Genomic DNA, 12797 nt, shown 5'->3' with positions numbered 1-12797 from the left:
TGTAATTAACGTTATGTGGGATACGTCGATCGCTCTTCGGCAGCCCCCGCCTGCATCCCAAGTGACCGCCCCAGCCGCGCCGACTCTCGAATTTCCCATCGGCGCAATTGGGTTAGGCTGGAAAGGGTTTTGGTTCATCCTTACCACCTAGCTCCTACTAGCGCTCCGCTGAATATAGGCCCTGAATTCGTCAGCGGACATGGTGTTATGCCGGGCGTCGTAGGTACCTGGTACGCGATTATAGACAGAAGAAGTGCTGAAGATCACGAAGCTGCCGCGTGACAATCGCGTGACACGCCTTGCCTCCTCACTCAGAGGTCTGCCTCGATACTCATTTTCGAACCAGGCATTCAGAGGTGCATAAACACCAGGTGCGATCTCAGTAAGCTCCTCAGAGTGTTCAAGGTATACGAAAGCATCATTATCTAGCGCAGGATAGATAGGTTTGAGTTCAAGCCTGAAATAATTCCACTCTGGCTTCCCGGCACATGACTCAAAATAGAGGCGCTCTGGACAGCAAATTTCAAACATACGATCACTGACCTGCAGCTCAATCATGTCGTTTTCCGGAGCAAGGTCTGCCGCTATCAGCGTCATTCCCCCTCCTGTCGGATAGAACATATGATTCAACCCGGAACTCGATGCGGCGGTATTCAGCACAGCGCAGATTTGTAGCCGGTCTTCCCACTGAGCTCTAGCTGGCGTCCCTAACGGGAATATTTTATCCGCGACCTCTCGCCACTCATGCCCATTTCTGGTATCGAAATCGTCATTGATGCCCTTCCATTGCTCCAACATCTCTATGAAATGCTCAAGAGGATGCCTCTGTCTGGGTTCGTGGTCGGTAGAGGTAGCTAAAAGCTCATCAAGTGGCGTCAGGTAGAGTTCGGGAAAGTAGTGGCGTAGCCCTACTGAAGTACGCGGGTCATACTGCCCATCGAACCCTAACGGCCTACGGGTCAGAACCATCCAGAGCGATTTTGCTAACGAATAAATGTCTGCCAGTTGTCCATCGGCCTCAATTGGTGCTCTCCTCATTTCTGGTGCCATAGTGAATTTCGCACCGACGTCCCGGCGCTCGGGTGTCAACCCTTCTGCGTTTGGGAGCTTCACCAGACCAAAGTCTGAGAGGCAAATCTGACCGTCCAGAACCAAGAAGTTAGCAGGCTTGATATCTCGGTGAGAGATACCTCCGCCATGCAGCCGACTCAAAGTCTTTGCCAGAGTCTGAAAGTCGGTGGCAATCTCGAATGGGTTCTTGTGCTCTATGGTGTCCAAGTAAGGCACAGCTAACGGCATGACGTACCAAGGTCTCTCCCTCTTAGGATTCGCCGGAATATAGCTGTCCAGTAGAGGCACGATTCCCTCTGGGATGCCCAGCCCCTTCAACACCTCTATCTCTCGACAAAAACGCTGATATGGCTCATCAGTGCCGCCGCGTATGAGGACTTTTATCGCTCGGCGTTCTCCACCTTCATTTGTGGCTTCCCAGACCTCGCCATTGCCGCCCTTGCCGAGGAGCTGACCCAATGTCCACTGACCAAAAACCGCACCTTGCTCAATCCTGCTCAAAACATGCTCTCGTTTAGGTGTTATTCAAATGCCTTCAAAAAGCAAGGCGGCTTACAGTGGGATGCTACGACCCCCTACCTATCGAGGCGGCGGTTCGGTGAAGCGAAGTCTAGGGTAGATCCTGCTTTCTCGAGCACATTCAGATATCTGATAAAACGCGGACAAAAGAGCTTGCTCTGACGGGCAATGCCGAACCTCGTTGTCAACTCAAGCGCTGCTGAACGAAGCATTTCCTATCCCAATAAAGAAGGGCCCCGCAAGGCCCTACATTTGTACTCAACAGATTTTACTGGGCCAGCCAGCTCTCGACCGTATCGGAACCATGTTCGGCTTTCCATTCCTTCAGCACTTTGTGATTGCCACCCTTGGTCTCAACCACTTCACCTGAGTGAGGGTTCTTGTAAACCTTGATGGCGCGCGCCTTGCGGACGCCCTTGGTCTCAGCGACTGCAGGAGCGCGGCGGCTAGAAGATTGCGGATCGAGAATCGCGACGATGTTGCGCAGGCTGTAACCATACTCGCCCAGAAGATCGCGGAGCTTCTTCTCGAACTCGATCTCACGCTTCAGGCCATCATCGTTTTTCAGTGTTTCAAGCTCTGCCAATTGGGCAGCAAGCTGCTGTTCAAGCGCGCGGAATTCAGCGAGACGGGACATGTAACACCTCAGATATTTAGTGTTGCCAGTATAGTCAGCACTATCCAAAGTAGACAATCGAAGGGCCCTCATACGCCTAACGCTGATGCTCACGCCTTGCAGACATGTGAGCATCCAAGTGCTTCATTTCACCCTGCCATTGAGTCAGAAATTTGTCCCAGTCATGGGCGTACGGGCCATCGACCAAGCGCGTCGAGCCGATGCTCGCTTGTAGAAAACGCTCACGCCACGGCTGTGGAATACTGGCCTCGTCAACGATGTTGATACCGGAACTGTGGCGCTCAATCAGGACTGCTTTGCGGACAGCATCAATATCGAGGTGTGGATGACTCTGGTTTAAGTCGACGCGCTCTTGGTCTTCAATGTCGTCAAGCACATTCAAAATAGCGACAGCTTGTGGGTCGCCCGGCACCAGGTGCGAAAGTGTCCAGAGGGCTTTGCGCCTAACAGACTCAACCGTACGAAGATCATCAGCCATGTTCAGCGCCTCGATTGGAACCGGCAGTCAGTCGACGATAAAGGTCGGCTAAGAGGCGAGCATCCAGCAGCGCGTGATGTGGAAGTTCCGGGAGCGTCACGTCGCCGATATCATCCGCTTCGAGATGCCTGAATAGCAGGATCAGGTTAGTCGCGCGATTGGCAACATTACCTGGCCAACGATGATCTACGTAGGCTAGTTGGCAGAAGAGATCCCAATCCCATTCTGGAGCATCGGAGCAAACCTCGAGGGGGCCTTCCAGATCACTCAGGAAAGCGAGCAGTGAGGATTGGGCTTCGACCAAGGTTTGCCCGTGCGCCGCTAGGTTGAGCTGAGGCAGCACGTTCAGGATCACGAAATCGCTGCAGTCTCCCACTACGTAGGTGTCCGTGAGTTCAACGTAGTATTCATGGCGTGCCTCGGACACGAGTGCCAGCGAAATCAACTTCGTGTCTCGGTTGAGCTTGGTGAACTCACAGTCCAGAAATAGCTTCATCCTCTCCTCCGTAGCCCTTACCCTTTTTACCTAGTTTAGAGATCTACATCGTCAAAGATGTCACGCCCTCCACCCGTTGCAGATGGCCGAATCAAATCGCTCCGTCCGACTGCTGGTTCCTCATACCGCTCTTGCGAGACCTCACTCACCCAATCGTCAACTCGACGCCGTTGGGTATCGAGCACATCCTCCATACCGGGCCATTCCGGAAAGGCCGCGTAAATACCCTCTAGCTCATCAATAAAATCACAAAAGTGGTTATCAGGATCGTTTTCGTAGCAATACGATTCCTGCAGGGATTTGCGAACCCTGTCTAGGTCAGGCAGCACATATTTCTGTACATCGCTGTAGAATTCTTCACGCTCGTGGCTAGTGAAGAACTCATGCATCTCGTTATCGTAGATGTGCCCGAGCTCATCATGATCAAAGACAAAGTCCCGAATCTTGGTGGAAATCGCTTCTCGTGCTGACTCAGGTAAAAGCCCTTGCCGTAGCAGGCGGAGCGCTAGATCAGATGACCTCGTGAACAGGTTTATCGCGAAGTCACGAACCAAGCTGGAGTGCAGCTTTCCATCAGTTTTCGAGTAGATGACCAAGAACACGTCATTTGTCCTGCGCTGCAGAAAAGAATAAAGCCTTCCCCGCCTGGTGCGCTCCATGTCGCCCTCGCATGCAACGTATTCACAGCACCGGTTCGCGATTTCTGCGAACATACTTGAAGGCAAAATCGTAGCGTTTTGAACCCCTGCGTTGCCGCATGTCACCAGTTCCATCAACCGCTCAATCGGTGTTCCATCCACAAAGATCTGCAGATGTTCAGGACTCTGGGCGAGTATCAACGCAAACGCATCCCCAATCGTAGGATGCTTGTATCGCCAGAAACGTCCATCAGCTGTATCCGCCATCTGAAGAAAACTTCCCCGGAGGCTATCAAGAGCTCGGATACACCCGGCCTGGCTACCGCCCAACCTCTCAATTGTCTGCATCTCGCCGCTAGACAGACTCACCGGGCTTTCGATTGCTCCATGCTTCATGTAGAGAAGAGCAAGTGCGGCCTGGCTCTCGTCATCCATTCCCTGCATCGTCTCGACGAGCCATCGCTCCTGCTTCGCGACAAATTCGTCGATATTTTTCTGGTCAATCTTTAGCGCTTTGGTGAATTCAACGCTCCCCAAGCGCCGAGCAGTCTCCGGAGCGAACCGACTATGAGCTGCCACTGCAGGAAGAAATTCCTTCAAGACCGTCCGAACCCGCTGTGGTTGGTTTCCAAGCTTCACATGGTTGTAGAGGATTTCTGACCTTTCCTGGGAGGTCAGCTCTTTGACGTCGATGACAACTTGGCTCTCTTCCATCAGAGGAAATGCTGTTTTCTTGAGGTCACGTCGGGCGCTGTTGTAAATGTAGTCACGGCTGGTCAGAACTATCCGATGCCCGCCTCGGATCATGGTCGTGAGAGCGGGAAGAATCCGGTTCCACTCCATCACCAAGTCTGCTTCGTACTGCATGGCCCCGAAGGCGTCATCAACCCATACGAATTGCGATGCTTCTTCAGTATTCCAGTGATCTCTTATCTGCTCGGGCCTCTCCAGCTTCAATACTAGGCTCCCCCATTTATCCATCGCACACATGGCCATGAGTGAGGCAATCGTTGTCTTACCTGCTGCGGGTTCTCCAACCAACAGAACAAAGCCATGCTGCTGAAGGGCTTGAAGCGCCTTGCGATAGGTGCCCGTCACCACGAGCTTTGAAAGGTCGGGAAGCTCCGTCAGCAGCGCCTTCGTCTGCTTGTAACGTCTCCCATCCAAGATCTGGCTAAGGTCGCCAAGACCATAGAGTCGGGGCACGTTCATGCGCAAATCACTGTTCAGCTGGATCTTCTCGCAGATCCAAGTAGAGCCCAGCAAAAGCACGTGCTTGGCCCCAGCATCCTCAAACGCCAACCGTATTTTGAGATTGCTATCCCCTGTCCAGCCTGCGTTTGTCATCAGGACATAGACATCACACTTTCCTTTAGCGACGAGCCTGCGCACCTTTTCAAGCTCACCAGTCACATCAGATAGAGTGAGATTGTGATCACGGCGCGATGTGAACTTGCACTGGATGACGAATTCGCCTTCATACAGTTCGTTTGGCTGAGGAGACCACGTCCCCTTGAACCCACCATCGCGGCCTCCGTCATTTCCTTCAAGGAACGTCTCGACTGTTTGGCCCAAAACTGTTGAGGCTACCGCCATGCACAGCTGCTGAAAACTATGCCAACCTAAGAGGTGAAGGTCGTATTTTGGCGGCGTCATGGGCATTCGATCCTTGCAGCAAAATCTAGGGGTAGGACAGAAAGCCATCATAGCGGAACTGCAATAATGCCGGGGCTGCAGTAGCAGAAGCGCACCTACTCCCCTACTGGCGAGATCGAATTGGAGGATATTCGGTTTATGAGACAGGTCAGGTGGATCCCTCATGGAGAAAGCGCTGCCAACGCCGACGAAGCCAGCCTGGATCACCCGACAATTCCTCTTACGTCGAAAGGGGTTGAGCAAGCGTGCTTGGTGGCCTGCTCTTTTCGCAGTGCTCCCGATCTGTTCGTTGCCTCTCCCTTCTCTTGAGCTGCGTCAACACCTATGGCTAGAGTGGCAAAGTTAATGGCCGTCCCGCATGAGAACTTGGCCAACTCAGGAATTCACGTATCTCGAGTTAGGTAGGTGCGCGAACACGCCCGTCACCCAACGGCGTGAGTTGGTCGACCCATACTGGTCTAGATCCGATCCTGCATTCAGGTATGACTCGGGGTGCCGAATTGTTTCTGGACTTCATATTCCGAGTCACTGATCACATAGTCCACGATACGTTGCCATTTCCAGAAGCTCCCTAGAGAACTGCTTGTGCACCCTTTCACGAACGGCATCCTTGCGGATTTGCATTGCCCCCATGAGGTACTCGACCGTGAATTGATAGTCTCCGTAGCCTTGCGAAAGTTTTTGCATGGAATCCGAAATAGCCACAATCGAACACGCCAATTGCCGACAACCTTCAGGTGAAACCGCATTCCATGCCAAACGTGGTGAATAGCGAAGCATGGTGTGACATGACACCAGCTGATTAACCACAGCATTCAACCCCAATAAGTCCCGCGTAGAATCCAGGGATGGATCAGGTGCGTACCAAAGCCATTCATCGACCGTTTCTCCTACCAGAGGGTTGACAAGCCCTTGGAACGACTCACCCGGTCGTTTCAGTAGGATCTCAGCAGCAGTGTCCGCATCTGTAAAAACTCGCATTCCCTTGCCCAAAGTCTCATAGGTCGCGGCCCTAGTCACAGCATCGCCAACAATGAAAGCACCAATCGACCGATCAATTTTATTCGGCTCATGGATATCTCCATACGCAAGACCACCCCTACATAGCAATCCTGTCCCGATTGCTTCGTGCATCAAGAAACGTCCCGCGTCAGTAACCGCACCAAGATCCTCAGACCATAGGAATGCACAATCTGATAATTGCGCGAGCTTCACGGACTTAAACCGTCGGCCTGTCCGCATCAGCACCTTTCGAAAAGCCAACAAAATCTGAGCAGCAAGCAACTGGTGCGGAAAGTTTCCTTCAGGCTTGATTTTCCAAGGTAGGTATTCTGATTCCGTGAGCTTGAGTCTCCCTCGAGTGAGAGCGCTGAAGCCGAGCATATCTACAAACAGCACCGCCCCTTGAAAACTACGCATTCTTTCTTCCTATTTTTTCGTGTGTCGGATATCACCAGACCGGCAGCGCCAGATTTTTAATAAACGCTAATAATTCTAGACATTTAAAATACTATATAACCCCCCCCAAGCAAGCCACTCAAGTTATAAAAAAACGAATTCACATTTTAGGAAAACTCCTAATCAACCTATCTTCCAAGCCCCATTAAAAACTGATCTACTCGATCAAACAGGTAGCTATTCGGATCAGTGCCTTCATCTTTGGCAATAAGGAGATTTACGATCTCAGGCACAGTTATAGGTATTATCAGTTTCCCATGCTCCCGCATGGCTCCAGCGATGACCGAAGTGGCAGACTCAGCACATTCCTCATGCGAGATTACAACTGCAACCTTCCTTAGAGCGGCTGGATAGAGATATCGCTCCGTCGTAATAATTTCATTCTGTGTAATAGGCTTGGTACAGTTCTTGAACTCGAACACCACATACCTACTGCCTAAGCCATCCAACATCAACCTCCACACTTCGGCTGATTTTGATAGTATTCGACACACCAAATCGCGACGATGAAGTCCGTCCACAGTTCGTGATTGCTCATGCCAGCCATAAAGATCATGCTCAAATAAATACTTGAGAGCATTAATAGTGGCACTTTCAAAATCAAAAGCCATAGGCCGACCTCGCTCAATGGCGAGCAATTCATCAGCTAACTGCCTACCCTTCTTAGGTGGAGCTTCAAAGTTATTACCCCTCATACCTGGACTTGCTACAACAGGGTAAACTAAGCGATCAATTACAGGTTCTTTAGCGGAGTCGATTTCCAGAAGCGCTTCAAGCTGATCTCGAATATCAGGAAACGGTGCCGCAAGGTCAAATAGCGTTTTCTCATCCCAAACGTCGACGTCAGGAAAACTCCCAATAATGTCGGCGAACTTTGGCCACAAAGGACATGAAATAACTAGGATTCCTTTATCCGCTCCAATCCGACTACGGGATTCCTGGGTGAACTCCAGTGCTCTGATAAACAATGTTGCCCCTGGAGGGGATGTTCGCCGGTAAAATTTCAGCTCAACCAACGTCAGCGCATCTGAACCGCCAAAGATGATATCCGGCTCGAAGCCGATGATGTCCTCAGGTTCCTGTCTGACATCCTGCTTACCTAAGCGACGCAAGAGCTCAGCGACGAGTGAGGTAAAGGCCAAACCAGACCGGAACGCGTTACGTCCTTTATTTCGTGCAACCATTGGCATCTCCATTCCAGATGGTCTACCGATCAATTTTCGGGGACAGAGCCGTTGATCCAAATTGGCAAGCGCCAAGGGACTACAAATCCCAAGAGGGCTGCTATGATGGCCAGTAGCCTATAGGCCAATCCGAAAATTTGCTAGGGATGCACCATGTCGGAAACAGTAAATATTGGCGAAATTGCTGAGGCGCTAGTCCAAGACATATTTTCTTATTTTAAATGGGAAATAAAACCCCGTTGGAATGAAAACTTCAGTTGTCACTGCCCTCACCATCTTACGCCTACAAAAAAACCTAAGGACAAGCATCCTGGCGATGTGATTTTTTTCTATGAAGATCCATACCTCGGATCGACAATCTACCTTCATTCCGACTTGAAAGCTTACAAAGAAGAATCAATCACCAAAACAAAGGTTCGCGAGGCTTTTAAAGCATTGGCCATGTCTATTGAATGCGCGCAGGACTCTGAATCTTGGAGAAGCACGTTCAGCATAGATACATCTGAAGAGCATGAGGTTCGCGGACTACTGATCGTCCACAATCATGATCATGGCTACCACAAAGCGTTTGGCGACCTGATCGATAATATAGGCTTCGATTCCATCCCTATTCCGGCCAATGTTTGCCTTCACTTCTTCGGCCCTGAGGATTTGATGCGCTTATACAGCATCGCAAATGACATTATGCGATTAATTCACCAGCGCAAAATATCGCCTGACTATACATTCTATTATCCAGACTTAGTAATGCGACACCGGCAGGGTGATGTTTGGGGACAACCAGCGACTGTAGAAGCGCTTACCAGTCCCTACCTTATTCTGCAGCACAGCAACCTACAGGCAGGGAACAACTCACAGGCTGGTTACGTCGTATATTACAACAGACCCGGTGCATCGCCTGAAGAGTTTGAATATCTCCTCGATAGTCTGTCCAGATACCAAATGCTAGAATCGGGAAAAGAAGTCCAAATTCGTGTCACCCATAAATCCCCACATCACGATGTGACGGCGAACTTCAACCTTGCGAAAACAAAATACGCAAAAATGTGGGGATTCGATCCTATACGGGAGCAGGTTCTAAACGACATAAAAATCTCCTCTATCACATCGATGGTAGATGGTTACAATATCGCATGGATGGGGTGGAGAGAATGAAAAAGAGAAAATTTGGCCCCGCACTTTACTTCGCATCTGACAAAAACGTATTTGATGCGCTCGTACAAAAACATAAAGTTGACGCACAGACGTTGACCACTTTATTTAGAAATAGAAATACTATCGTCTCCAAGGCAACAGACCGCGAAGTATTGGCTGATTATTTTTCCCGACTTACTCATGACTACTACGATCACAAGCTCATTTCCGAAAAAATCGGAATAGCTCCACGTAGGGAGCGCTCAACAACAGTGGAGCTCGTGGGAGAACTGGATGTCAACGATGTTCGCTCAGCTATCGAGGAATTAAAACGTGAGATTATCGAATCAGGAGATAACGCTTACATCTCACGAGAGGGTGACAACTTTAGTTTAACCATCCAATACTCCAGATTCGATTACAAAAAATCTGAGTTCGCACAGCTCGTTGTCAAGGATGCAGTAATCGAGTTTACCAAAACGGAAAATGGATACAGTATTGTTTCGCCCCAAAATGATTTCACCAACGAAATTCGGGATGAAATAGTATCAAGCATAACAACGCAAGCACCTACCCAGATTGAAAAGTTTATTGTCACACTTTTTGACAAACCATCACCTCAAGTAAGAACGAAATTCTTTATTGACTTAATCGATGGTCTTGAGGGCTTTAGCAAGCGGGATGTAACGGACGTTTACGTGTACAAGCCTAAGCCATCCGATGAGGATAGAGACGACCTAACAAGCGACGAAGACGAAACGCACATAGAAAAAGTATTGCTCCGTGGAAACGGTGTGAACAGGTCAGGCATTCTTAATGACTTGGTATCATCGGACACTTACTTTATTGTAAAAATTTGCTGGCTCACTAAGCGAGTATTAGGGAACGGTGATATTTATAAGCTCGAGGCGTCTTTTGCAGACCCTAAAGACTGTCATAAATTCTCTGTTCTGTTGAAGTCAGTCCATCCAAATATTGATGGAAAGTTTCCTCGCTCCAGAACTCCTTTAAAACCTGAAATTGATGAACTATCGAAGGCGATTGAGACGTCCGCTAAAAAAGCCATGGTAGCTATAAAATAGTGAGGCAAAAATGATCTCAAGATTCAAGTGGTATGCCGTTCGAGTTCCTTTTTCTGTGGATGAGTTTCTACAGAAACTGGCGCAGAGCCGGTACGATCCCTCACTAAATAGTGGTTTCATAGTAAATATTCCAGAGCGCTCATTCCAATTTTTTTGGAGAACATCTATATATGCTACGTCTATAGACCTTGATGGTATCAGCAAGCAAAATGAAGTCGTGTCAACGTGTAGCCAAAGGGTGACATTACTTGGTACTGACCAGCTAATGTTCCGAATGGAAGACCCGCCCCGCTCCTCTAAAGAGCTCCTCAACAGTCTAGACAAAATACTTGGTTTCGGATTTACCTGCGAGCAAATATTTGTCACTGATAAAATAGTCAAAGACTCAATCAAAAGCTTCCAGACGATCACTCTGAACTCGTTAAAACTATCAGGATCCATTAGCTCCATTGCTGCAACCGCACGTGTTGAGATCGCCTCCAAAGTCGGAATTGATCCCGAGAGCGTCGAAGCTTTTGGTTTGTCGCACTCAGTCGTGGACGCAGGATCCTACTCGGTGCGCTACAAAGGTCTGACGGGCCAGGTAGGGTTCACTAGAACCGGAATTTGTAAGCTGAGCGGTGACCTTACCCCTCGGGTGCAGTCGTACATTGAGACAACGTTAATGGCCGGCCTCAAGAAATGAATGCATCTCAGCTGAAATAAGGTAGCGAGATCTAACTGAGTCATCCTCAGGGACATTTGTGGCTCTACTGTTGAATATACATTAGGCAAGACGATGCGGATATATATTGGATACCAAGACGGCACAGGCAAAGTCACAGAGAGGGAGATATCAGACCTGCGCAAGGAAGCTGATAATACTATCGATGCTTTTTGCCACCTTCGAAGCGACCGTAGAAGTTTCAATCTTGATCGAATAATACGCTCGGTGGCAGTTGACACGGGCGAGGATCTCAACCCATATCAGCTAGTCCCGCTCATGCGAGCTCCAGACTCCCTTGACTCGCTTACCTGGCAAGTCAGACCAGCTATAAAGGCTTTGAAGTTTTTTAGCCTAACCACCCGAGGCTTTTCGAAGAGGGAGCGTCAGCACCTGAATAAATTCGTCAAAGAATTGGTTGCCCTTCCGCAAAGCGACGAGGAGATCAGTGACTGGGTCTACGATCTTTGGTGCGCTGATTTGTACCAATACCGTGACGGGGACGACAAAGAATACAAAGGGCTACTGGAATATATCCCTCCCTCGCTTCTGGAAGTGTGCCGCGCCTACGCTGTTAAAATATTAGGAGGGGCCGCTAACGAACCAGAAAACTCAAGATGGGGTGAAAGAATTGATGAAGAATTCGGGCCACCCCGGCTGTTCTGAACCCTCGATAACGGTGCCATGGCTGTTGACGCAAAGAAACATCCATGGCACCGTTATGAGCCATCTTAATCGCTGATCTACAGCGAGGTGACGCTAACTAGCTAACCAATTGAAACATAGCTAGCTAATTTTCTCCTAGGTAGCCGCAGACCACTGCGTACACTGCAGGTTCTTGGATATAAATAACGGCTAAACTTAGGAGTATCATCCCGAAAATCGCGGACACCACTCCCCTTACGATACCGAAGTCATTGACGCCTCGCTGGAGTTTTACCGAGCAAACGGTAAATGCAAGGTAAAATACGCCGATTAAAAAGTTCGACGCCCTCGAAATAGAACTTGCGGATATCGCTGCAGTGACATTCGCTCCAAATTCCCCAAGCTCACAGCTATGCACTAAAGCTGTCATTCTCGAACCCAGCGCTGGCATCTCAGCGATCTTCATAAAGACTAGGCAAATCGAGATATAAAAAAATGAGTTGATCGTAGAAAACAGCGCCCCCTTTCCAAACATGAAGCGTGCGCCTAACCAGAAGCAAGCTCCATAGAGGATCAGGAGCATGCAATTCAGGACAACCATGACGGCTACAAAGTCTTTACTCAGTTCTATCCCAATCCCTTTCAGCGATGGAAAGCTTAGAAGAGATAAAGCAACGGCCATTACGAGCCCGATCAAGCTGGCTTGCGCACACCAGTAATTGCGTAGCTTCATATCTTTGAAAAATTCGGTCGGAGTAATTATAGAACGCTGTAGATCTTTGGCTCCAGCCACGAACGTGGGAAAAACACTCTTGATCACAGAAAATATACCGTCAGACACGCACAGCCCCTTAGCTAATTAGTGAACACATACCATCGGCGGCACTCACTAATCCCTTAGCGAAACTACGATATTTTTTCACTGGTATTTTTCGAGCGTTACCTATTAGCTCGCAGCATTCTTCTCAAAGCGTAGTGATGCGCCACGCGCTTTAATACGGTTATGATTTACATCAACTAGAACAACGCGATCCTCCACCCTTCGATGGGGCGCTACACCACGAACTGGGGTGTGCTCCGCTTAACCGAATCGGCG

Annotated in this window: 12 protein-coding genes and 1 pseudogene; 5 read left to right on the top strand and 8 right to left on the bottom strand. The window is 49.3% G+C overall.

Going from position 1 to position 12797, the window contains the following annotated elements; all coding sequences use genetic code 11:
- Positions 1-147 precede the first annotated feature (147 nt).
- From J3P95_RS07830 to J3P95_RS07810, 5 genes are all read right to left on the bottom strand, one after another.
- Positions 148-1572: a protein kinase domain-containing protein gene (locus J3P95_RS07830; protein ID WP_434626457.1), complete on the bottom strand. Its 1425-nt coding sequence runs from the start codon at positions 1570-1572 to the stop codon at positions 148-150.
- Between the two features lie 286 nt (positions 1573-1858).
- Positions 1859-2227 (bottom strand): histone-like nucleoid-structuring protein, MvaT/MvaU family, encoded by a 369-nt coding sequence (locus tag J3P95_RS07825; RefSeq protein ID WP_101220365.1) that lies wholly within the window; start codon positions 2225-2227, stop codon positions 1859-1861.
- Positions 2228-2303: 76 nt separating this feature from the next.
- Positions 2304-2705 (bottom strand): hypothetical protein, encoded by a 402-nt coding sequence (locus J3P95_RS07820; RefSeq protein ID WP_434577966.1) that lies wholly within the window; start codon positions 2703-2705, stop codon positions 2304-2306.
- Complete coding sequence (locus J3P95_RS07815) at positions 2698-3201, bottom strand: hypothetical protein (protein ID WP_434577967.1); 504 nt, start codon at positions 3199-3201, stop codon at positions 2698-2700. Before J3P95_RS07815 ends, J3P95_RS07820 begins: the two co-directional genes overlap by 8 nt.
- A gap of 35 nt (positions 3202-3236) precedes the next feature.
- Positions 3237-5495: a hypothetical protein gene (locus J3P95_RS07810; RefSeq protein ID WP_434577969.1), complete on the bottom strand. Its 2259-nt coding sequence runs from the start codon at positions 5493-5495 to the stop codon at positions 3237-3239.
- Positions 5496-5633: 138 nt separating this feature from the next.
- Here J3P95_RS07810 and J3P95_RS07805 point away from each other — a divergent pair.
- Positions 5634-6019, top strand: a pseudogene (locus tag J3P95_RS07805) (histidine phosphatase family protein); the annotation flags it as partial.
- A 1-nt stretch (position 6020) separates the two neighbouring features.
- Here J3P95_RS07805 and J3P95_RS07800 read toward each other — a convergent pair.
- Complete coding sequence (locus J3P95_RS07800) at positions 6021-6914, bottom strand: hypothetical protein (protein ID WP_434577971.1); 894 nt, start codon at positions 6912-6914, stop codon at positions 6021-6023.
- A gap of 167 nt (positions 6915-7081) precedes the next feature.
- Positions 7082-8137, bottom strand: coding sequence for a hypothetical protein (locus J3P95_RS07795; RefSeq protein WP_434577972.1), 1056 nt, complete (start codon positions 8135-8137; stop codon positions 7082-7084).
- Positions 8138-8290: 153 nt separating this feature from the next.
- Here J3P95_RS07795 and J3P95_RS07790 point away from each other — a divergent pair, with 153 nt between their 5' ends.
- From J3P95_RS07790 to J3P95_RS07775, 4 genes are all read left to right on the top strand, one after another.
- Positions 8291-9292: a hypothetical protein gene (locus J3P95_RS07790; protein WP_434577974.1), complete on the top strand. Its 1002-nt coding sequence runs from the start codon at positions 8291-8293 to the stop codon at positions 9290-9292.
- A complete protein-coding gene (locus J3P95_RS07785; RefSeq protein WP_401352629.1) occupies positions 9289-10353 on the top strand; it encodes a hypothetical protein in 1065 nt (354 codons plus the stop codon). Before J3P95_RS07790 ends, J3P95_RS07785 begins: the two co-directional genes overlap by 4 nt.
- Before the next feature lie 10 nt (positions 10354-10363).
- Positions 10364-11038: a hypothetical protein gene (locus tag J3P95_RS07780; RefSeq protein ID WP_434577976.1), complete on the top strand. Its 675-nt coding sequence runs from the start codon at positions 10364-10366 to the stop codon at positions 11036-11038.
- Between the two features lie 93 nt (positions 11039-11131).
- Positions 11132-11722, top strand: a complete 591-nt coding sequence (locus J3P95_RS07775) for a hypothetical protein (RefSeq protein WP_434577978.1) — start codon at positions 11132-11134, stop codon at positions 11720-11722.
- A gap of 124 nt (positions 11723-11846) precedes the next feature.
- Here J3P95_RS07775 and J3P95_RS07770 read toward each other — a convergent pair whose 3' ends face one another.
- A complete protein-coding gene (locus J3P95_RS07770; protein ID WP_434577980.1) occupies positions 11847-12542 on the bottom strand; it encodes a hypothetical protein in 696 nt (231 codons plus the stop codon).
- Positions 12543-12797: the final 255 nt, after the last annotated feature.

This window comes from Pseudomonas sp. Z5-35, assembly GCF_051131945.1.
Lineage (GTDB): Bacteria > Pseudomonadota > Gammaproteobacteria > Pseudomonadales > Pseudomonadaceae > Aquipseudomonas > Aquipseudomonas marvdashtae.
Note: the sequence above shows the minus strand (reverse complement) of the source record. Positions and strands in the feature narration are given on the sequence as shown.

Excerpts from the sequence above, each read along its gene's own strand:
- J3P95_RS07780 (WP_434577976.1), top strand. The coding sequence starts at position 10,364 with ATGATCTCAAGATTCAAGTGGTATGCCGTTCGAGTTCCTTTTTCTGTG.
- J3P95_RS07800 (WP_434577971.1), bottom strand. The coding sequence starts at position 6,914 with ATGCGTAGTTTTCAAGGGGCGGTGCTGTTTGTAGATATGCTCGGCTTC.
- J3P95_RS07825 (WP_101220365.1), bottom strand. The coding sequence starts at position 2,227 with ATGTCCCGTCTCGCTGAATTCCGCGCGCTTGAACAGCAGCTTGCTGCC.
- J3P95_RS07785 (WP_401352629.1), top strand. The coding sequence starts at position 9,289 with ATGAAAAAGAGAAAATTTGGCCCCGCACTTTACTTCGCATCTGACAAA.
- J3P95_RS07820 (WP_434577966.1), bottom strand. The coding sequence starts at position 2,705 with ATGGCTGATGATCTTCGTACGGTTGAGTCTGTTAGGCGCAAAGCCCTC.
- J3P95_RS07795 (WP_434577972.1), bottom strand. The coding sequence starts at position 8,137 with ATGGTTGCACGAAATAAAGGACGTAACGCGTTCCGGTCTGGTTTGGCC.
- J3P95_RS07790 (WP_434577974.1), top strand. The coding sequence starts at position 8,291 with ATGTCGGAAACAGTAAATATTGGCGAAATTGCTGAGGCGCTAGTCCAA.
- J3P95_RS07815 (WP_434577967.1), bottom strand. The coding sequence starts at position 3,201 with ATGAAGCTATTTCTGGACTGTGAGTTCACCAAGCTCAACCGAGACACG.
- J3P95_RS07810 (WP_434577969.1), bottom strand. The coding sequence starts at position 5,495 with ATGACGCCGCCAAAATACGACCTTCACCTCTTAGGTTGGCATAGTTTT.
- J3P95_RS07775 (WP_434577978.1), top strand. The coding sequence starts at position 11,132 with ATGCGGATATATATTGGATACCAAGACGGCACAGGCAAAGTCACAGAG.